A 22,339-nucleotide genomic window follows, 5' to 3' on the forward strand; every position below is an offset into this window, starting at 1 on the left:
ATGATGCCGCTACTGTTGGGTAATTTCAGCTCTGTAAAAGATCAAAAGACCCTGGAATTGAGCATCGCACTTCAAGCAGAAACGAATGCACAACCTGAAACTTAAATCTGGAACCTGAAACCTCTAAAAGCACATGCATAAAAACGGGATTTCACATACCGAATCGCAAACTCCCTATCTTTGCGCCATGCAAAAAGTAGGTATTCTTGGCGGCGGCCAGTTAGGAAGGATGTTGTTGCAGGCAGCGGCAAACTACCCTGTTGAAACATATGTGCTGGAAAACGACCCCCATGCTCCGGCAGCGCATCTCTGCCATCATTTTGTCCAGGGAGATATCCGGGATTACGAAACGGTTTACAATTTTGGGAAAGGCCTGGATGCACTGACCATTGAGATTGAAAATGTAAATGTAGATGCACTGGAAGCACTGGAAAATGAAGGAGTAAATGTCATTCCCCGTCCTTCAGTACTGCGCACCATCCGGAATAAAGCCACGCAAAAAAAATATTATACCGACCACCAGATCCCTACCTCCCCCTACCTGCTTACCCACAATATCCAGGAGCTGGCGGAACAACAGGCATTTTTCCCGGCCGTGCACAAAATTGCCGAAGGCGGATACGACGGGCGCGGCGTTCAGATCATCCATGACGAAACCGATGTTCCCAAGGGTTTTGACGCCCTGTCGGTGCTGGAAAAACTGGTAGATGTGGAAAAAGAGATCGCCATGATGATCGCCGTGGGCCAGTCTGGCGAAATTGCCATTTACCCTGCCGTTCAAATGGTTTTTGACAAAAGCCTCAACCTGCTCGACTTTCAGTTATGCCCAGCCGATATTGAAGAAAAGACCTACTGGAAAGCAGAGGCCATTGCACTGACCACGGTTAAGAATTTCAACTCACCCGGTATTTTCGCCGTAGAACTGTTTGTTACGCCCGGCGGGGATGTGCTGGTAAACGAAACAGCTCCGCGTGTGCATAACAGCGGACACCATACCATTGAAGCACATTATAGTTCCCAGTTCGATATGGTTTGGCGGATCCTGCTGAGTTATCCGTTGGGCAACACCGAAGCCATCCTCCCTTCCGTAATGCTCAATATCATCGGCAAAGAAGGTTATTCCGGCGATGCGGTATACCAGGGACTGGATGAGATGCTGAAGATTGAAAACGCTTTTTTTCACCTGTATGGAAAAAGGCAAACCAAACCCGGACGTAAAATGGGGCATGTGACCGTCATCAGTAAGGAGAAGGCGGATCTTTTACACAAAGCGAATAAGATCAAACACGGGCTTTCGGTGATCGCCGGAAATTAAATGCGTTAAGCAGCCTGTGTAAAAAGCCGGTGCGCAAGCATCTTTACAGCAATAATTTTTTTTCAGAAACAAAACCATTGATGATGAAACGATGGCTTGCATTTTTGATTTTCCTTGCTGCTGCAACAACGCAATTATCAGCACAACTGCCCGCCCACCAGGAAGTAGTGAACAGCGCGCCACTTTTTATTGTTGACTCGGTGGTCATCGATAACATAGGCGATTTACGGCCTGAAGATATTGACTCTCTTTCCATTTTAAAAGGACAGGAAGCCATTGCCTATGCCGCCCGTTTGGGCAGAAATGCCGCCGGCGGTGTCGTACTCATCAAAATGAAAGATCCCCGGCGTTATCTTCCTGTAACAGCTGTTTTATTGCTGCGCAACCTAAAGCTAACCGCTCATACCCTTGTGATGGTAGATAACAAACTGATCGAAGATCCTATGCACTACCGGTTAGACACCTCAAAACCGGTACAGGTCTCTATAGAAGACATCAACCGTTTCGGCTATATCGACACTTTGTATAAGCGACTGAAGATTATAAAAATAGTTACAAATCCGGCCAACTTCCGAACGGCTCCTGAAGGCCGCCTACGCAGGGATGTTCCGGCAGAAGGGCAGAAACGGAGCGTCTATATTCGTGGCACCAATTCTCAGGCTACTACAGCAAACCAATAACACTGCATCACCGGTCATGATCACTCACCAGCCTGAAAATAAGATCCGCTGCCAGCTTCGCGGTCCGTTGGTCGATGTCAAATGCAGGATTTAATTCGGCAATATCAAACGAAATGAGTTTTGGCGAACCATAAACCTGTTTGAACAGGGTTTGAAAACAATGTCCTGGTTCGATACCGTTAAAAGCCGTAGCACTGACACCAGGGGCATAGGGTGCAGCAAATACATCCATATCAATGGTCAGGTACAGCTCATCAACCTTGTTGATGAACTGCTGCAGTTGTTGTTGCAGAGCGGGCAGGTGCTCCGGACAGATGGCATTTGCTTCTATATGGGGTACACCCAGTGCCGCCGCCGTTTGAAATAATTGCGGCGTATTGCTGACCCGCTGGATTCCGACAGAGAAGTATGCCAATGCCTGTTGCTGCAGTCCCAGTTCGCCGGCAATCTGGTAAAACCCGGTACCCGAGCTGACCCCGGCCGCTCCCGGCGCCCTCAGGTCAAAATGCGCATCAAAGTTGATGATCCCGGTTATGCCTTTATTGTGCCCCCTTTCCCGAATCCCCTTGAAATGTCCGTATACCACTTCATGCCCACCTCCCAGTACAACCGGGAAACCCTTTCCTTTTAAGATTGTACCTACCGCAACCGCCAGCTGTTCCTGGGCGGCTTCCAGGTTACCGTCTTCACAGGTAATATCTCCCGCATCGTAAAGTATTACCTCCGGGCCATGATGTACCGGCAGGTTCCTTAAAACCGAACGGATGGCTTCGGGTCCCTGTGCGGCTCCCGGCCTTCCCTCGTTGCGCCGCACGCCTTCATCGCAGGCAAACCCCAGCAATACAAAGGCCCCTGCCAGGCCGGAAACAGGTGCATTTAAATTCAGTAACCGAACCACCTGGTGCCAGCGCTGGTATGCAGGCGCCGTACCATCAACACGTCCGTGCCAGCATGCTGCATTCGAAAGTTGGTATCGCTCTATCATGAGATTTGAATTATCGTTTTTAGTATCATCAAGTATTAAACGAAGTTTAATCTGGAACTTCTGGTTTTTAGCCAGGTGATCGGGCTCTGTGTTGAGCTTTGAATTTTGTTTTTTGAGTCTTTAGTTTTGCTTTTGAGTCTTTTAGAATTTATCCATGCCATCAGTCTTCCGTATCATCAAGTGTAAAACGGAGCTTGCCCTTGAACTTTAAACCAGGAACCTTAAACCAATCCCTCCAGCAGCCGGTCATCTACCAGATGCGGGCGCGTTACGTTTAACAAAGGTGTGCGTTCCAGCTCCCGTTCCAGGGCTTCCAGTGCCTCCGGGTTGCGGGCCCAGGCCCTGCGGGCGATACCGTTGTTTACATCAAAAAATAACATCGACTGCAACTGCCGGTCTGTGGTTACTGTACCATCCAGCACCATTCCGAAACCACCATTAATCACCTCTCCCCAGCCCACGCCGCCGCCGTTGTGAACCGATACCCATGTAGCTCCCCGAAAGCTATCGCCGATCACGTTGTGAATGGCCATATCGGCTGTAAAGCGGCTGCCGTCGTAAATATTGCTGGTTTCCCGGTAAGGCGAGTCGGTGCCGCTTACATCATGATGATCCCGTCCCAGCACTACCGGGGCCGATAAGCGTCCGTCTCTTATCGCCTCATTAAAAACCCTTGCAATCCGGATCCTTCCCGCAGCATCCGCATAAAGGATGCGGGCCTGGGACCCCACCACCAGCCTGTTCCTGCCCGCTTCCCAGATCCAGCGGATATTATCCTCCAATTGCTGCCGGATGCTGATGGGCGCCTGTTCTTTTAATTCCGTCAACACCTGCAGTGCCAGCTGATCCGTAAGCGCCAGGTCTGCGGCCCTGCCCGAAGTGCATACCCAGCGAAACGGGCCAAAGCCATAATCGAAACAGAGCGGCCCAAGGATATCCTGTACATAGGACGGATATTTAAACTGATGCTTATGGCCGGCAAATACATCTGCTCCAGCTCTTCCGGCCTCCAGCAGAAAGGCGTTACCGTAGTCGAAAAAATAAGTACCTCTTTCCGCATGCCGGTTAATGGCGGCTACCTGCCGGATCAGCGATGCCTTTACCTGCTCCCGGAACTGCTCCGGATTCTCCGCCATCATCTGGTTGGCGGCCTCAAAAGAAAGACCGGCCGGATAATATCCTCCGGACCATGGATTATGCAGGGAGGTTTGATCGCTGCCTACCGTTATAAAGATAGTTTCTGTATAAAACCGTTCCCAAAGGTCTACCACATTCCCGATAAAGGCCAGCGACACCACTTCTTTTTTTTCCATGGCGGTCCGGGTTCGCTGTACCAGGGCATCAATGTCTTCAAACAGTTCATCCACCCATCCCTGCGCATACCGCTTCTTTGCCGCTGCCGGGTTAATTTCCGCACACACGGTCACGCATCCGGCAATCGTTCCTGCCTTGGGTTGTGCACCGCTCATTCCACCCAAACCGGAAGTAAGAAAAAGCCGGCCGCCAAAATCCGCTCCCTGCCCTAACCGGCGCCGCATCGCGTTCATTAACGTAATGGTGGTGCCATGCACGATGCCCTGCGGACCAATATACATATAGGAACCCGCTGTCATTTGTCCGTACTGCGTTACACCCAGTGCATTGAACCGCTCCCAGTCATCCGGTTTTGAATAATTGGGAATCATCATCCCGTTGGTAATCACTACCCGTGGTGCTGCCGGTGACGATGGGAAAAGCCCCATTGGGTGACCGCTGTACATATGCAGTGTTTGCTCATCGGTCATTTGTGATAAATACTGCATCGTTAGCCGGTATTGCGCCCAGTTTTGAAACACGGCACCATTACCTCCATATGTAATCAGCTCCTGCGGATGCTGGGCCACGGCCGGATCCAGGTTATTCTGGATCATCAGCATCAGCGCCGCTGCCTGTTGAACCCGGGCAGGATATGCATCAATGGAACGCGCATAAATGGGATGTTGCGGCATAAACCGGTACATATAGATGCGTCCGTACCGCTGCAGTTCCTCCAGGAACTCTGCCGCCAACGTTGCATGCCATGCAGCCGGAAAATAACGCAGCGCATTGCGAAGCGCCAGTTGCTGTTCCTCCCGGTTCAATATGGCTTTGCGTTTGGGCGCATGACTCAGGGCCGGGTCCGGTTGCTGATACGCGGGTAATGCATCCGGTATCCCCTGTTGTATTTCTTCCTGAAAGGTCATGTAGGTAAGAATTGATATTTGAGACTTGAGATTTGAGACTTGAAATCTGCGCATTGAGCATCCACCAGGCATTCAAACCAGCATCGACCTGGAATTGGGAACTTAAAAACCGGGTACTTACAACGTCAAACTATCCGCGCTCCACTTTTCCACACCTGCGCCGGCTGTAACCTTCCCTGCTGGTAGGGAATTTCCTGATAACTATCCGCATCATAAACAATAAAATCGGCGCGGTAACCCGGGGCCAGTACACCCCGGTCCTTAAAACCCAGGGCCGCGGCAGCCCGGTATGTGATCGCTGCCAGCACCTCGGCATTGGTCAGCTTTTCAAAACTCGCCAGCACCGACGCCTGCAGCATCAGGTTCCCCATGGGTGCAGAACCCGGATTCCAGTCGGTAGCAATGGCCACACTGCAACCGGCATCCAGTAATTTACGAACCGGGGCAAATTTGCAGCCTAACCCCATTGAGGCCCCGGGTAAGGCTACCGCCGCTACATCAGCATGCGCCAGCAGCGCAATTTCTTTATCCGTTGAATGCTCCAGGTGATCCGCACTTCTGGCACCCACCGTTATGGCTACTTCCGTTCCCGAAGGAGTAAACTGGTCGGCATGTACCGTAATATCAAAGCCCATTGCTTTTGCGCTCTTAAAATAAGGCAGGATCTGTGCAGCTGAAAAGGCACTTCGTTCTATAAAGGCATCCACCCGTCGCGCCAGTTGTTCTTCTTTTATAACCGGCAGCAATTCGTTTACCATCAGTTCCAGGTAGGCAGCTACGGAACCGTTAAAGTCGGCCGGCAGCATATGCGCTGCCAGGCAGGTGGCCACGAGGCTTGCGCCGGTTATCCGCCGCGCTTCAGCAATAGCCCGTAAGCATTTTAGTTCTTCTGCAACACTCAACCCATAACCGCTTTTTACCTCAATCGTTGTTACGCCCTGCTGTAACAACGCGTTGGCCCTTTGCGCCGTCAGCGCTGCCAGTGCTTCTATCGTTAATGCCCGGGTAGCTTTTACCGTACTCCAGATACCGCCGCCGCTTTCAGCAATCTCCAGGTAGGTGCTGCCGCTATTCCGGAGTGCAAAGTCTGCCGCCCTGCTTCCTCCAAATGCAAGATGCGTGTGCATATCGATAAAGCCCGGCAATACCACGCCCTTTATCATCTGTTCCATAACGGTAACACCCGGTCTTGAAGCCAGCGTTTCAAAATCATCCACGGCTTCGATCCAGCCTTCTTTCCAAAGGATACCGCCGTTCCGGATTATGCGGAGGGCGCTGTCTTTCAGGGCGCCTTTCAGCGGCAGCGCCTGCATCGTAACAAGTTCCCGGAAGGGGCCGGCCAGGTAATATGCGATCTCCATATGCATGCTCAATACGTATCAAAAAGGTTTCCAAGTTCCGTGATATACGGCAGTCCTTCCTCCTGCGCAATGTGACGGGCCAGCGCAACCAAGGTTCCGGATTGTACCAGCTGCTGTACCTGCTCCAGGTAAGGCGTTAATACCTGGTCGGCTTCCAGATGCGGGATTACGCTCCTGATCCTCCGGTGCAATTGTTCCACAATGGGTGTGGGCTTCAGTGGTGCATGAAAGTCCAGGGCCTGCGCCGCACAAAGCAGCTCAATGGCCTGTATCTTTTCTACATTTCCCAGTACCTGCAACAGCTTCCGCCCGCTAACAGATCCCATGCTCACATGATCTTCCTGCCCGAGGGAGGTTGGAATACTGTCGGCACTGGCGGGAAAGCACAGGCTTTTATTTTCACTGGCCAGGGCTGCGGTAGTATACTGCAGGATCATAAAACCGGAGTTCAGCCCGGTAGACCGCATGAGCAGCCTGGGAACGCCCGGAGTGTCGCCTTCCAGTGAAAGGTATACCCGGCGATCCGCGATATTCCCCAGCTCTGCTGTGGCCAGGCAGGCATAGTCCAGCGCCATAGCCAGCGGCTGGCCGTGAAAATTACCACCGCTGATCGTAAGCGCTTCGTCGATCAGTAGCGGGTTATCGGTTACAGAGTTGATCTCGGTCTCCACCAATTCTTTTAAATGCAGCCAGGCCGTACGTGAAGCTCCATGTACCTGCGGAATACAACGCAGCGAATAAGGGTCCTGCACCCGCGAACAATGGGCATGCGATTGTACGATCGCCGATCCGTTCAGCAGGTTATAAATGGTAGCAGCCACAAACTGGTTGCCCTTAAACGGGCGCAGCGCATGCAACTCCGGATAAAAAGGTTTACCCGATGCACTGAGCCCTTCCAGCATCAGTACTGCATTCAGATCGGCCTGCATCAGCAACTGGTGAAAACGGGCCACACCTGTAACCGCATGCGCAGCGATAAACTGCGTACCATTGATCAGCGCCAACCCTTCCTTTGCATGCAACCGCAGGGGTTGTTGCTGTAACAGCGCCAATACTTCCGCTGCCGGCCGGATTTCTTTTTTATAAAAAACACGTCCCTCGCCGATCAATGGCAGGAACAGATGCGCTAACGGCGCCAGGTCGCCGGAGGCACCTACAGAGCCCTGACTGGGTACTACGGGAATGATACCGGTTTCTATATGCCAGATGATCCGGTCGATGGTTTCCTCCCGGATGCCTGAATATCCTTTGGCCAATGCATGTACTTTAAGTACCAGCATAAGCATCGACAATGCCTGCGGAATAGGCGCCCCCATACCCACGGCATGGCTCTTCAGGATGTTTTCCTGCAGACGGGCCGTATCTGCGCTGTTAATGGAAGTGGTGCACAACGGACCGAAGCCGGTGTTGATACCATAAACCACCTGTGCTGAAGCCACGATCTGCTCCACGAGCGCAGCACCTCTCCGGACCTGTTGCCGGCCTTTCTCAGACAGTACGCCTCTTAAGGTACCACCCGCAATGGCCAGCGCGGCGGAGATGGTCAGATGGTCCTCTCCATAAAGAAACGACTGTGTATGTATTGTATTCATTAAAGAGCTGCTTATGGTGAACGCCTCCGCCCCCGGAATCGTTCCGGCAGGCATGGTTTGCGCTTGTTCATACCTCAAAGTTATTCCGGATTCATAATAACCAATAATACTATCTTTATCAATAATTAATAACCATGAGTTATCAAATAGAATTGCGACACTTGACCTATTTCAATGTGCTGGCAGAGGAGCTTCACTTTCGCAAGGCTGCGGAACGGCTGTTTATTTCCCAGCCGGGGCTCACCCGCCAGATCCGGCAATTGGAAACCCTGTTCGGCGCACTGCTGTTTGAGCGGGGCAAGCGTTTTGTAAAACTGACCGATGCAGGACGGTTTTTGAAATCTGAAACGGACATCCTGTTCAGCCAGCTGGATTATATCCGTGTGCAGTTGAAAAAAATGGGAGAAGGCAAACGGGCCGCACTCCGCGTAGGTTTTATCGGCTCTGCGGCGCAAACGGTGATACCGGATATCCTGTACCGTCTTAACCGGAAACATCCAGACATTGACGTTAGCTTAAACGAACTGCCCAACGATGCGCAGGTAGCGGCACTGCTGGAGCACAAACTGGATTTTGGATTTGTCCGCCAGCGCCAGGCACCGGCCGGCTTGTTGCTGCAAAAAATATCCGAAGAACCCTTTGCGCTGGTCGTTCCGGCCAAACATCCGGTACATGCAAAAAATTTCCGGTCCCTGCTGCAATTTGAAAAGGAAAACTTTATCCTGTTTGGCAGGGATTACAGCAATGATTATTACCAGTTGGTGATGAGTATTTTCAGCGATTGCAATTTTACACCAAGCGTACACCATCAAACCGTAAATGCGCTTACCATTTTCAAACTGGTTGAGAAAGGCATGGGCGTAGCCATTGTTCCGGCCTCTCTAAAAAAAGGATATGATGTTCCGGTACGCTTTATTGAACTGAACCGGATCCGCCAGCGCAGCCAGCTTTCACTGATCTGGAACCCGGCCAGCCGCAACCTGGGAATCAGGGCCCTGCTGGAGCTGATTCGGTAAACGGGGTAACGCCGGCGTCGCTGCCGTTCCTTCAATACTTAAAGGCCTGTTCCCATGTGGAATCTTCAGCTATTGTATGCATCTTTGCAACAGGTCGTATAAAAATCGCATTAAGGTGACTGTTTAAGACAACTGGCATGCATGAAACCAATTGAATTGATTCAAAAAATACAGGAGTTTGAGCCGCATGCCAAGAAACGGGTATTGAAACGGAATGCCTTGCTCCTTCCTAAAAACAACTGCGATACGCATATTTATTTTGTCGAGAGCGGTACCATCCGGATGTTTGTGGAAGACGGAGATGCGGAACAAAACATCCGTTTTGGATACCGGGGGGATATCGTGGTGTTTATGGATGCATTCTTTTCCGGGAACCCTACCGCATACAGCATGCAGGCACTGAAAAAAACAACGCTGACCGTACTTACAAAGGCAGCGCTTCAACGGTTCCTGGAGCAGGAACCTGCCCACCTCCGGATCTGGCTGGCAATGCTGGAAGACCTGGTACTGCAACTCCTGGAACGGGAAAAAGACATTCTAACCACTACGCCCAGGGAGCGCTATCAACGGTTGCTGCAGCGCAGTCCGCAGTTGTTCCAGGAGATCTCGAACCGGCATATCGCCAACTACCTCCGCATGAGCCCCGAAACGCTTTCACGGCTCAAAAAACATTGACATTTATCAATACTTTTTTATTTCCGCCGCCGGAATTTTGTAAAAAAAAGATGACTATTCAATCGCAACCCCTGCTGGACGTATTAACAGGCCTTTCAAAAGAACATATCCGTTTTGCGGAAACGCTGCATACCCTTCCCGACGCAACCCTTACCCGAAGGCCGGCTGCCGGAGGCTGGAATGTGCTGGAATGTATGGAACATCTGAACCGGTACAGCGCCTTTTACCTGGATGCTATTCAAACCTGTATCCGGAATGCGGACTCCAAACCAGCCGCGGTTTATAAACCGGGAAGGCTGGGCAATTATTTTTCAAAGATGATTCACCCCGATACTTCCGCAAAAAAAATGAAAACGCCCAAGCCCATGAATACACTGAACGCGCCACTTAGCCGGTCTGTGCTCACCGAATTTATTAGCAACCAGCAACAACTGACTAAACTCCTTGAAAAAGCGCAGCAGGTAGATCTTGGAAAAGAGAAAACAGGAACCAGCCTTTCGCGGCTGATCCGCCTAAAACTGGGCGACACCCTGCGCTTTGTTGTTTATCACAACGAACGGCATACCCGGCAGGCTAAAAAGGCCCTTGCAGGGGCCTGATAACGCACTGTATCAATATTACTTTTATTCCCGGTCAGTGAGACAATGACCAAGGCAGCAGCAATGGCCTGTGTGCTCACAAACCTTCAGCAGCGTACACATTTTTAATATAATGGATGCGGGTTTATCATGAAGGCTTGCTGCAGTTATGCCTTGCGGTCAGAGTTCCCGCAAATTTAGCCGTTCGTTTCACCTACCTGGGTATGATGCTTACCGGCAGGATGAACTCATAAAACCAGCTTTGTCCCGGTTTCACCAGGTCTTTTGTAAGCAGTCTTCCTACCCTGAAACCAAAGCTGAGCGGATGCTGGTTCCACCATTGTGTATCTACAAAAAACTCACCTCCGGCGCTTTGCAGCCGTCGCTGAAACCCGGTACCTGCGCCGCCGGCGGCGGTATAGTCATAAAAGGCAGCGCCTCTTACCCGTTGCAGGTAACAAATATTTCCAAAACCCCAGTCGGGATACCAAAGCGGTAAATGATAAGCCGCACTAAGCGTAGCCATCCGCGCGGAGTCTACCCCGCTAAAACCCCGGGCTATGTTAACCCGGCTTGAAAAAATACGGTATTTCAGGGAAGCCTGCTGATAGGCAGCAGACAATACCAGACTTTGCGCCGGAGCAATTCCAGGAAGGTAGGCCGTTCCGCGTACAAAAAACTGCTGGCTGTTCCATTTATTAACCGCATAACGGTACTGCGTATTTAGGGTAAAGCCCCAGCGCGGATAAATATCCTGTACGGCCCGCTGCACCTGGGTTCCAAGGTTCAGGCTATGCGCCATATAACCAAAGCCCGCAGAAGGAAATGCATTCCGGTTTATTCCCCTGGCCAGATCCTCGCGATAACCCGCATTGGTACCCATTGTTAAAAACCGGAAGGTTCGGCCATGATTCCAGCTTAACGGAACTGTTAGCGACAGGTAATGATCCCACTGGTCCCATTCCTTTAGTTTCTTCTGCACCTGCTGCTTCCGGTTGAACGTATATTCGGAACCCAGTCCGATATAGGGAAAGAGTCCGCCGTAGGTGACGCTGGCACCGGCTGCATGGGTACGGTCGTTTTCGTTATATATGTAGTACACCTGCGTTTGTGTCGTATTTAAGGTATTGTTTCCATATAACGTGAAACTGAATTCGGGATCCTCATAATTTGGCCGCCAGCTGTGAAAATTAAACGGCCTTGTAAAACGGGCATATTTCTTTGAGGCCGGCATCACCGGATGCAACTCCAGCGGCCCCTCTGCCACGGGCATGGAATCGCTTACCATACCGGTTGTTCCGGCAGCAAATACTTCCGGGCCAAGCGTCGTCCACAAGGCATCCTTTATATCCAGACGGCGAAGCTGGTATCCATCCGCGGTAAAAAGCGCCCAGTTGAGTTTTCCAAAGCCCGCGTTTACAAAATACCGGTTACCGCTACCGTTTTCCAGTTTTCGCAATACACGGGTAGAGAGATCCACCGAAAAAAGGGCATCGGTTAACCCGTAGGCCGCGGTAAAATAAACGGTATTATCGGAAATACTGATTTGCCCGGCTATCTTGAAACTGGCAGGCGTTATCTGCTCCACCCGTTTGTGGTTAAAATCAACAAGACCGATATAAACCCTCCCATCCTTTTGCCGGATCGCCGCAACCACCGTTTCGGGATCCTTTATTTTGGGATTTGCGAAATAATCAATTTCCGGATCGGAAAATTCGCGCAGCACAGCGCCATCCTCCGTATTCAGCACCACAAGCGAGGACCGGCCCTTCAGGTCTACCTTATTAGCAACCACCAGCCGGCCATCCGCCGAAATATCCGGGGCAAAGTACCGGGTCTTTTTTGATATCTTTTTTTGTACCCCCGATGCAATATCCAGTACCCGCAGCACGCTATAGGTTCTCCAGCTCCAGCGCGGATCGGATTCCACGGCTGTATATACAATGCGGCCATTGGCATAGCTGAACTGACGTTCGCTTCCGATATCCCGGTACCGCAACAGGTGTTCGCCCTGCTGATCCAGCACATAAAAGGCCGGCCGCTTTTTATTCGACAGCTTTAAATACAACAGCGAATCCTTCCCGATCTGGTGCGGATAATAATACTGGGTCAATGTTTGATCATTCACCGGCAAAACGGTCTGCACCCCGGAATCCCTTGCAACACCCGGTGTATGCAGACCGTAACGGTCTTTGTAATAGTCAAAAGCATTTGTGATAAATTTTTTATACGGCAGGCCAGTATGCCGTTTAACCGCCCGTTGCATCGGATAAAACAGTCCCCGGTAAGCCGCAGCGTCCGAGGTCACTTTACCCCAGAAATCCGGTCCGTATGTTGCATAGCCATAATTGGTCAGCAGGTACCCCAGGTCGTAATGGTTCGGTACATAATCTTTAAACGAGCCATTTCTCAGCTTCATCCAGCTATATTGCTTTCCGTCATTCCAAAGCGCCGGAAAGGCCTTGAGGAAGGAAGGCATACGTCCCCTTCCCTGGGCCGACAGGCTGGTTTCCTGGTACACCGCATCGCCTTCAAAAAACCAGTTGGGTACCGCAGCATTGATGGCCACCGCATATCCCTCCTGGCCGAAAAGTGTTTTCATCACCCTGCTGAGGCCCCGGTTAAAATTATTGTATTGCTCCACGTGCCGGTATTCGTGCAGCGCCAGCTGATCGGCCCAGTGCAGGCTGCCCTGGTCAAAATTATCGCTGGGCGGGGTCAGGTAAAACTCGCTCCGGAAAGGCCCCAGGCTTACATAACCGTTGGAAGTTACCGGTTGCGGTTGTAACACAATATCGATCTTCTTTACCCGTTTTCCTAAAGGATGCGCATTGATGGCCGCTACTCGGTGCACAATGGCAGCAATACGGCTTGCGGTAGAATCCAGTCCGCGCGGATAGATTACCCGTACCGTATCTGTATTTACCTGCCGCCATTTCACAGATGGAGGGTTGCCTCCAAATTGCTGAGCCCCGGCCCCACCTGCCATCCAAAAAAGCACGAACACACACAGTAGTTTACGCATACCTGATTTTTAAATATACGGTCCGGCAGCATACCCTGTTTATTCCATTGGCACCGGATCATTATAACTAAAATATAAAATTAAACAGAGATCTCCTGCAAATTTGTATGTACTCCTTGAATAAAGTACTTTTACAAATATTTTAATTCAATAGTTTACTGAAGAAATTAAGAAAGATATTGCTCATTGTTACAGGAAGTCTTCTAGGCCTTGTAATCATCCTCTGGCTGGCCTTGCAAACGCCCGGTGTACAAAACTGGCTGATCGGCAAGGTAACAAAACGGTTGTCCAAAGATCTCCAGACGCGGATCGATATCCGGCACGTAGATTTTTCCCTGTTCAACAAAATGTATTTGCAGGGCGTACTGGTAGAAGACCGTAAAAAAGATACGATCCTGAGTGCAGGGGAGATCACGGTTAACATCACCGACTGGTTCTTTCTGAAAAAAAATATCGAGCTCAAATATATCGGGCTTACCGACGCCTATATCCAGCTGCAGCGCACTGACTCTGTATGGCGACACCAGTTCCTGCTGGATTATTTCAGCACACCCGCAAGCAAGAGCCCCAAAAAAGAAGGCGCCATCAATATTGCCTTCCGGAAGGTAGATCTGCGGAACATTCTCTTCAAAAAAAAGGATGCGTGGACCGGAGAAGATCTCACATTTTCACTAACTTCACTGCACGTAGATCCTAAAAATATCGACTTCGACCGGAAGCTGATCGATATCAACGCCCTAACCATTAACAAGCCCTATGTGGCACTGCGATCGTACGAAGGAAATAAGCCCGAAACGGAAGACCGTAACGAAGCGCCTTCAAAGCCGGCAAAGCCGAAGTCCACCGGTGCACAGGAACTGGAATGGAATGCCGGCCGCTGGGAGGTGAATGCAGCCCATGTTGAAATCAATAACGGCACCTTCAAAACAGATAATGATACCATCCCCCCCGATCCCGGCGTATTTGAAGGAAAGCATATCGAGTTTGCAAAGATCGACATCGATCTCCGGAAAGTACGGTGGTGGATGGACACAATTACTACCCGGATCGATCTGACAACGGCCGAAAGAAGCGGACTGCTGGTAAAAAAACTGGCGGCCAATGCCCGGGTAACGCCCAAGGAAATCACGTTTAATGATCTCGATCTGCAAACGAACGACAGCCGGCTCACGGATTATTTCAGTATGAAGTTTTCCAGTTTCGCAAGCATGAACCGCTTTATTTCGGATGTGCATATGGAAGGCCGGTTTAAAAAAGCAGAAGTCAACAGCGATGATATCGCCTTTTTTGCGCCCGCCATGCGTACCTGGAAAAAGAAGATCGTTTTAAGCGGCGATATCAAGGGCCCCGTAGCATCGCTTACCGGCCATAAACTGGAGATCCAGGCTGGCAACCAAACCTATTTTGCGGGAGATGCTACCCTAAGCGGCCTGCCCGATATCAATGAAACGTTTATCGATATTAAGGCGAATGATTTCCGCACCACCTATGCAGACGCCCTGGCTTTTGCCCCGGCACTTAAAAAAGTAACCGTACCCGACCTGGCAAGACTGCAATACCTGAACTTTGTAGGCAGCTATACCGGTTTTATCCGCGACTTTGTAACCTATGGAACATTGCGCACGGCATTGGGAACCGTAAAAACGGATGTCAACATGAAGATCCCGGCAACGGGAAACCCCGTATACTCGGGCAATGTTTCAACCGACAACTTCAACCTCGGTCCTCTTTTAAAGAACCAGGACCTGGGCTATGTGAGCTTTAATGCCAAACTCAAAGGGGCCGGCTTTGACCCAACCAGCGGGAGCGTGGCGCTTTCGGCCACGGTCAATTATGTAGATTTCAATCAATACCGCTACAAAAATATCACGGCCGACGGGGAGATTAACAATAAAGTTTTTGACGGCAAGCTGAAGATCAGCGACCCCAATGCCGACCTGGATCTGAACGGGCTGGTAGACTTCAGTAAGGCAACACCCGCCTTTAATTTCGTGTCTGATATCCGTAAGATCCGGTTTAAAACCCTGAACCTTTTCCAGGAAAACGTGGAGCTTACCGGCAAGATCAATGCCCAGTTCACGGGAAAATCGATCGATGATTTCCTGGGCCACGCCACGGTTACCGATGCTGTGCTGATACGCAATGATGCCCCCCTTTCCTTTGATTCGCTGGCCATTCATTCTTCGCTGGAAGATGATAAAAAAAGGCTTCATATTGCGTCTAACGAATTTTCCGTGAACCTGTTTGGCATTTATAATATCCGGGATCTGCCCAATTCCGTTATCGGGTTCCTGAACCGTTATTACCCCGCTTATATAAAACCGCCCAGCCGGTCTGTAAAGGAACAGGCATTTTCGTTTGAAATCAAAACCCATAATTTCGACGCCTTTACACCCATTATCGACAGCAGCCTGGGCGGCTTCAACAACGCCTCGGTTACCGGAAGCATCAACACGTTTACCAACAGCCTGGCACTGGATGCGGAGGTTCCCTTTTTCAGTTACGACCGTTTTAAGTTTAATGATGTTACGCTAACCGGAAGAGGCAATTACGACAGCCTTTCTCTAACGGGAAGAACCACCAATATCCTGATCGGCGACAGCTTGAATGTTCCGCTGGCGCTGTTTAATATTGCTGCCAGGAATGATGTATCGCGGGTAATGATTTACTCCGGGGGTGCTGCAGGGCTCGACCAGGCCCGGCTGAACACCATTGTGCGCACCTACAGTAATGGCGTCAAGATCGATTTTGCCCCCTCCTCCTTTGTACTGAATGGCAAAACCTGGACCATCGATAATAACGGCGAGCTGGAATTCCGGCAGAATGTTCCCGCACACGGACAACTGGTACTGCGGGAAAGCAGCCAGGAAATACGCATCCGTACCCTGCCTTCTGATGTAGGCAGCTGGAACGATATTGCCGTTACCTTAAAAGACCTCAACCTCGGCGACCTTTCCAAATATATTGTACCGGACAACCGGCTGGAAGGGATGGCTTCCGGAGATTTCCTGCTGGAGAACCCGGGAAAGAATATGCGGATCATCTCTAATAATTTTATGGGGAGGTCCATCCGCTTTGATAACGATTCCCTCGGCGACCTGTCGGCCCGGATGGTCTTTGATCTTGCATCCAGGGAACTGGTGGTAAATGGCAAAACCCTGCATCCCCAGCAAAAAGACCTGGCTTTTAATATCAACCTCTTTTTAAAAGACCGCCAAAGCCAGCAAAACAATATCATTTCCCTCAACGCCAACAGCTTCGACATTAAATATATCAACCGGTTCCTGGGCTTTTTATTCTCGGATATGCAGGGAGAAATTACCGGAAAATTTGATCTGAAAGGACCTTTTGACCAACTGAATATCGTGGGCAAGGGGCGCCTGCATAAGGCGGGGCTCCGCGTAAACTTTACCCAGTGTTATTATGCCCTGGAAGACAATGACATTGAGTTAAAGGAAAATGAGATCAACCTTGATGGCATTGTATTGCGGGATACGATCACCAATAACCCGGTATACCTCCAGGGAAGTATTGCACACAATTCTTTTAAGAATATGTTCTTTGATGTGAACGTGTCTACCCGTAAACCCGGCACCCGTGGCGCCGCCAATAACCAGCCGGTACAGGTGCTGAACACCACGTATAATGACAACAAAACATTCTATGGCAAAGTGAGAGCCACCGGCTCGTTTTCGCTGGTAGGCCCGGAGGAGAACGCGTATATGAAGATCGATGCCATCGCCTCCAGCAAGGATGAAAGCACTTTTACCATTGCCTCTTCCAGCTCCAAAGCCGGCCAGATGCCTGACTGGCTGGTAGAACGGAAATTCGGAGAAGCAATCGGCGACAGTACTTACCGGGATAAAACCAGTAAGATCACTTATGACCTGGATGTAACCGCAAACCCGAAAGTAGAAATGAAATTTGTGATGGACGACCTTACGGGCGATGAGATCAAAGGACGGGGGTCGGGCACGCTGAACATCCACTCCTCCACCGCAGAGCCCCTGAGCATTCACGGACGTTTTGACATTACCGAAGGAAGTTATAACTACACCTTCCAGTCCTTCTTTAAAAAACCTTTTGAAATAAAAAAAGGAGGTGAAAACTATATCTCCTGGACGGGAGACCCCATCAAGGCCAATCTCAACCTGGAAGCCCAGTACAGGGCCGAACGTGTAAGTTTCTCGCCCCTGGCAAAGATCAATATCGACCAGGCCTATGCCAATACCCGGGAGAATGTTTATGTAACGGCAATGCTTACCGGGTTGCTGTCAAAACCCGATTTTAAATTCCGCCTGGAACTGGATCCCAACAGTAAGTACCGGAACGATTTTAACATCACCAATGCCCTGCAGCAGATCGAAACCAATGAAACCGAAGTAACCCGCCAGGTAACCTACCTGATCGTTTTCAATAGTTTTGCCCCGCCGGAAACCGGCTCCAATTTCGGAAGCACCGTAAATGAATTCACGTATAATACCATATCCAGTTTATCCGGGCTCTTCTTTAACGAGATCAATAAAAAGCTGAATAACGAGCTTACAAAGATCCTGGGCGCCGATGTAAGTGTGGTCTTTAACGGTTCGGTATACAACCGGAATATCTTATCAACACCCAGCAACAATTTTGACATCAACCAGGCCAATGTGAACGGTGCGATACTGGTTCCCCTGTTTAAAGACCGTTTTGTAATTTCCCTGGGCAGCTCAATGGAAGTACCGCTGGCATCTTCCATCCAGCAAAGCGTTCAGTTCCTGCCCGACGTAACGGCCGCCTGGATGCTGAACCAGAGCGGTACCATCCGGCTGAACTTTTTTTACCGGGAAAACCTGGATTACCTCACCACCAACAGTACCGGGGCCGCCAAGCTGAAACGGACCGGCGGCGGTATTTCCTTCCGGAAAGAATTTGATACCCTGGGCGAAATTTTCCGCAATGTACGTAAACAGATGCAGCGGGAAATACTGTTGCAGAACCCTGCCCGAACGGATTCTTCCAGGCCGGTACCATCCGATTCCTCACTGCAAAAACGGGTGGAGCCTGCGCTTATGGAAAAGAAGAAAGAACCGCTTTCGGCTACCCCGAAGCAGAAGGTGGATTGATATCAGCTGTCAGACTTCAGACAATTACGTCCGGGATCAGGAACGGGCATAAATCATCGGGTATTAAAAAAATTGAAAACGGAACGTTAAACCGGGAACAATTTATCGTCAGCCGTCAGATATCAGCTATCAGACTTCAGACAATAACATCCGGGATCAGGAACGGGCATAAATCATCGGGTATTAAAAAAATCGAACCTGGAACCTTGAACATTAAACCTTAACCCCTCCCATTGTAACTGTTATTTTTTCGCGCATCATTTCCCGTACAGCTGCCACAATACCTTCGGCATCGTAACCACACTCGCGTTGCAGCTCTTTGGGTGTGCCATGCTCTACGATCCGGTCGGGGATTCCAAGGATCCGCACTTCATTCTTATATCCATGCCTGGCCATAAATTCCAGTACGGCCGCTCCGATGCCACCGATAATGGTACCATCTTCCACAGTGATCAGTTTGGGATATTTTTGACAGGCTTCGTGCAGCAATGCTTCATCCAGCGGCTTTGCAAAACGCAGGTCGTAATGACCCGGCAAAATGCCGTCCTGGTGCAGGGTCCGGATCGCCGATGCTGCAAAATTCCCCGGGTGGCCAAAGCTGAGGATGGCAATGTCTTTTCCTTCCTTTAACCTGCGGCCTTTGCCAATGGTGATCTCTTCCATAGGAGTACGCCATTCCGGCATCACGCCTTCACCACGCGGGTAGCGGATCACAAAGGGATGATCGTTTTTTTCCAGCTGGGCGGTATACATCAGGTTCCGCAACTCAGCTTCATTCATTGGAGCGCTGACGATCATATTGGGAATACAGCGGAAATAGGCAATATCGTAACAGCCATGATGGGTGGGACCATCATCGCCGACCAACCCCGCGCGGTCCAGGCAAAAAATCACTGGCAGTTTCTGGATGGCCACATCATGCACCGCCTGGTCATAGGCCCGCTGCATAAAGGAAGAATAAATATTACAAAAAACACGCAATCCCTGGGTAGCCATGCCCGCACTGAGGGTAACGGCATGTTGCTCGCAAATGCCTACATCCAATGCCCGGTTCGGCATTGCTTCCATCATGTATTTTAATGAACTCCCCGACGGCATGGCCGGGGTAATTCCAAAGATCCGGTCGTTCTTTTCTGCCAGCTCAATGATTGTTTTGCCAAATACATCCTGGTACTTGGGCGGCTGGGGTGTTTCAAAGGTTTTCTTAATGATCTCACCCGTTACTTTATCAAACAAGCCCGGTGCATGCCATTTGGTCTGGTCTTTCTCCGCCAGTGCATAGCCTTTTCCCTTTGTGGTGATCACATGCAGGATCTTGGGCCCGCCGATCTGTTTCAGATCCTTTAGGGTATCTACCAGTTTGGTAATATTATGCCCGTCGATAGGCCCGAAATACCGCAGCTTCAGCGATTCAAAAAGATTGGAATTGCTGTTCAGCATGCCCTTCAATCCTTCCGCCAGTTTATGCGCAATGCTCTTGGAAATGCTTTTGCCCACAGGCAGCTTGTTCAACGCATTCCATACATCGTCTTTAAACTTGTTGTACTTTGGAGAAACGGTGATATCTGTAAGGTATTCTTTTAAAGCGCCTACATTCGGATCAATGCCAATGCCATTATCATTGAGGATGATCAGCATATCGGTGTTGGACACGCCGGCATGGTTCATTGCTTCGAAGGCCATACCCGCCGTCATGGAGCCATCGCCGATCACCGCCACTACCTTGCGGTCTTTTTCTCCCTTGTATTTGGCTGCAATGGCCATACCCAATGCCGCCGAAATAGAAGTAGAGGAGTGCCCTACTCCAAAGGTATCATACTCACTTTCCGAAATCTTGGGAAACCCGCTCAGTCCGTTGTATTTCCGGTTGGTTTCAAAACGGTCCCGGCGGCCGGTAATGATCTTGTGGCCGTAAGCCTGGTGCCCCACGTCCCAAACCAGCAGGTCTTCCGGCGTATGGTACACATAGTGCAGGGCCGTGGTCAGTTCCACCACACCCAAACTTGCGGCAAAATGCCCGCCGTGCACACTTACCACATCAATGATGTACTGCCTGAGCTCATCGCAAAATAGGTGAAGTTGGTCTTCCGGTATCTTTTTCAGATCCGCAGGTGTATTCACTTGTTGCAAAAGAGGTCCTGGAGTTATTGCCATTTGCATCCGATTATGCTGCAAAAGTACATAAATATTCCCTTTATCCGGGAGTTTTCCTTCCCCGGCCAGGAAGCCACAGACACACCGAAGCGCAGAAGTTTAAACACCTGCCGTGGACCAAAGACATAAATCAGCAATAAGACGTCCTTTCCGGTATTACCATATTTTATGTTCCCCGCAGACTTCGTAACTTCCTGGTTCCCGGCGTATTCGCTGCTTTATTCCGTGCAACGACGCAATGATGCAACGATCCTGAAAAAAAATCGTTGCATCATTGCCGCTGTGGCCACTCCCTCAGGAGAGATCCAATGTTTCATAAGCCGTGAGTCTATCATCAAAGACCGAAAAAACAGCCGGGTATCCTTTTTTTATAAACCCGATGTGGTCTTCCATCCGGATGGCCCGGGCAGGCCGGCAGGTAGCCATTTCCACGGCCTCCTGCAGCGAGGCGCCTACAAAATCGATTGCATTTTTTATCGCTTCTGGCATTGATATGGCGGCACCGGCCAGGCTTCCGGCCTTATCCCGGTAATAGCCATTGGTCATTTCAATGTCTAACCCCGCCCAGTCGAACCGGGGCTTCCGGCGCCCCAAGAAAGAAGCATCACTGATGAGAAAAAGCTTATCCCTTTTCTGGCGGTAAGCGATCCGTGCCGCCGCATAATGGCAATGCCCGCCATCCAGTATGATGGGCGCATACACGGCGTCATTATCAAAAGCCGCGCCCACCAGGCCGCATTCCCGGTGCCCCATCTGTGTCATAGCATTATACAAATGCGTCACCAGGTGAATGCCCATCGAAAAATAACGCTGTGCCTGTTCATAGTGCATCATCGAATGACCGGCCGACAATACGATATCCGTTTTGAGCAGGCGCTCGAGTTGTGCATCGGTAAAACATTCGGGGGCAATGGTCATCACCTGTATCACACCCCTGCCCCATTCGATGATTTCATCCAGCTCGCGGTCGGTAGGCTTACGGATGATCCGTTCATTATGTGCACCTCTCTTTGCCGGGTTCATAAAAGGTCCTTCCAGGTGCATGCCCAGGGTTCCGGGTTGTACCTCATTAAACCGCCGGATGGCTTCTATAGCCATATGTATGGTCTCCTGCGGAGAACTAATCAGGGTGGTCAGAAAAAAGGGAGTGGCATAAGCCCTGCTGGCCTGGTACATATCCTGCAAGGTTTCGGCATCCGGGTCTTTTGAAAAATACCGGTCTGCTCCGCCGTTCAGCTGGATATCGATAAAACCAGCAGAAATATTCTTCCCTTTCAGATCAACGGATTCGGCGGCTTCGGGCATCTCCTTTTGTACAGCAAGGATCCGGCCTTTATCCACCAGGATACAATGATTGGTTAATACTTCGCCGCCCGTGTAGATAATGCCGTTACAGATCGCCTTCATAGTGATGAGGTTTCTGCAAATATAGCACAAGAGCGGTTTCAGGTTAGCTTCCGTTTCTGCCTGAAGGGAACTGCTCATTCCCGGGGATTGTGATTTTCTACAGAGATAAAATTATCAAGCAGGAGCGGCATCATCACTTTTATATTTGATATTTTTTATTCGATGTTTTACATTCCGTAAGGGAAGAAGGTTTCACATCAGATCCGGTTTTATGTCTGGTAGAC

13 protein-coding genes are annotated in these 22,339 nt (G+C 50.3%); 6 read left to right on the forward strand and 7 right to left on the reverse strand.

Annotated features, from left to right (window positions below; all coding sequences use genetic code 11):
* Positions 1 to 133: 133 nt before the first annotated feature.
* Together LL912_RS08945 and LL912_RS08950 are read left to right on the forward strand one after the other, a co-directional pair.
* Entirely contained in the window at positions 134 to 1,315 is a 1,182-nt protein-coding gene (locus LL912_RS08945; protein ID WP_235553240.1) for a 5-(carboxyamino)imidazole ribonucleotide synthase, read from the forward strand.
* A gap of 83 nt (positions 1,316 to 1,398) precedes the next feature.
* The gene (locus tag LL912_RS08950) at positions 1,399 to 1,995 is read left to right on the forward strand and encodes a Plug domain-containing protein (RefSeq protein WP_235553241.1); all 597 of its coding nucleotides are present in this window, start codon (positions 1,399 to 1,401) and stop codon (positions 1,993 to 1,995) included.
* 7 nt (positions 1,996 to 2,002) lie between these two features.
* On the opposite strand, the gene hutG is transcribed toward LL912_RS08950, so the two are convergent.
* The 4 genes from hutG to hutH all read right to left on the reverse strand — a co-directional run bounded on the left by hutG (position 2,003) and on the right by hutH (position 8,233).
* Positions 2,003 to 2,980: a formimidoylglutamase gene (gene hutG / locus LL912_RS08955; RefSeq protein ID WP_235553242.1), complete on the reverse strand. Its 978-nt coding sequence runs from the start codon at positions 2,978 to 2,980 to the stop codon at positions 2,003 to 2,005.
* A 221-nt stretch (positions 2,981 to 3,201) separates the two neighbouring features.
* The gene (locus tag LL912_RS08960) at positions 3,202 to 5,202 is read right to left on the reverse strand and encodes a urocanate hydratase (RefSeq protein WP_235553243.1); all 2,001 of its coding nucleotides are present in this window, start codon (positions 5,200 to 5,202) and stop codon (positions 3,202 to 3,204) included.
* A gap of 125 nt (positions 5,203 to 5,327) precedes the next feature.
* A complete protein-coding gene (gene hutI, locus LL912_RS08965; RefSeq protein ID WP_235553244.1) occupies positions 5,328 to 6,569 on the reverse strand; it encodes an imidazolonepropionase in 1,242 nt (413 codons plus the stop codon).
* A 2-nt stretch (positions 6,570 to 6,571) separates the two neighbouring features.
* Positions 6,572 to 8,233 carry a histidine ammonia-lyase gene (hutH, locus tag LL912_RS08970; protein WP_235553245.1) on the reverse strand — a complete coding sequence of 554 codons (1,662 nt, stop codon included), beginning with the start codon at positions 8,231 to 8,233 and terminating at the stop codon, positions 6,572 to 6,574.
* Positions 8,234 to 8,289: 56 nt separating this feature from the next.
* Between hutH and LL912_RS08975 the strand changes: the two genes are divergently transcribed.
* From LL912_RS08975 to LL912_RS08985, 3 genes are all read left to right on the forward strand, one after another.
* A complete protein-coding gene (locus tag LL912_RS08975) occupies positions 8,290 to 9,171 on the forward strand; it encodes a LysR family transcriptional regulator (RefSeq protein ID WP_235553246.1) in 882 nt (293 codons plus the stop codon).
* 141 nt (positions 9,172 to 9,312) lie between these two features.
* The gene (locus LL912_RS08980) at positions 9,313 to 9,846 is read left to right on the forward strand and encodes a Crp/Fnr family transcriptional regulator (protein ID WP_235553247.1); all 534 of its coding nucleotides are present in this window, start codon (positions 9,313 to 9,315) and stop codon (positions 9,844 to 9,846) included.
* Positions 9,847 to 9,896: 50 nt separating this feature from the next.
* Positions 9,897 to 10,445, forward strand: a complete 549-nt coding sequence (locus LL912_RS08985; RefSeq protein WP_235553248.1) for a DinB family protein — start codon at positions 9,897 to 9,899, stop codon at positions 10,443 to 10,445.
* A gap of 193 nt (positions 10,446 to 10,638) precedes the next feature.
* Here LL912_RS08985 and LL912_RS08990 read toward each other — a convergent pair whose 3' ends face one another.
* Positions 10,639 to 13,449 (reverse strand): TolB-like translocation protein, encoded by a 2,811-nt coding sequence (locus tag LL912_RS08990; RefSeq protein ID WP_235553249.1) that lies wholly within the window; start codon positions 13,447 to 13,449, stop codon positions 10,639 to 10,641.
* Between the two features lie 179 nt (positions 13,450 to 13,628).
* On the opposite strand from LL912_RS08990, the gene LL912_RS08995 reads away from it, so the two are divergent.
* Complete coding sequence (locus LL912_RS08995; protein WP_235553250.1) at positions 13,629 to 18,554, forward strand: translocation/assembly module TamB domain-containing protein; 4,926 nt, start codon at positions 13,629 to 13,631, stop codon at positions 18,552 to 18,554.
* Between the two features lie 213 nt (positions 18,555 to 18,767).
* Here LL912_RS08995 and dxs read toward each other — a convergent pair whose 3' ends face one another.
* On the reverse strand, positions 18,768 to 20,708 hold the full coding sequence (gene dxs, locus LL912_RS09000; protein ID WP_235553251.1) for a 1-deoxy-D-xylulose-5-phosphate synthase: 1,941 nt from the start codon (positions 20,706 to 20,708) through the stop codon (positions 18,768 to 18,770).
* Between the two features lie 294 nt (positions 20,709 to 21,002).
* Positions 21,003 to 22,193, reverse strand: a complete 1,191-nt coding sequence (gene nagA, locus LL912_RS09005; RefSeq protein ID WP_235553252.1) for an N-acetylglucosamine-6-phosphate deacetylase — start codon at positions 22,191 to 22,193, stop codon at positions 21,003 to 21,005.
* Between the last annotated feature and the right edge of the window lie 146 nt (positions 22,194 to 22,339).

The sequence above is a fragment of the Niabella agricola genome, assembly GCF_021538615.1.
Taxonomy (GTDB): Bacteria; Bacteroidota; Bacteroidia; order Chitinophagales; family Chitinophagaceae; genus Niabella; species Niabella agricola.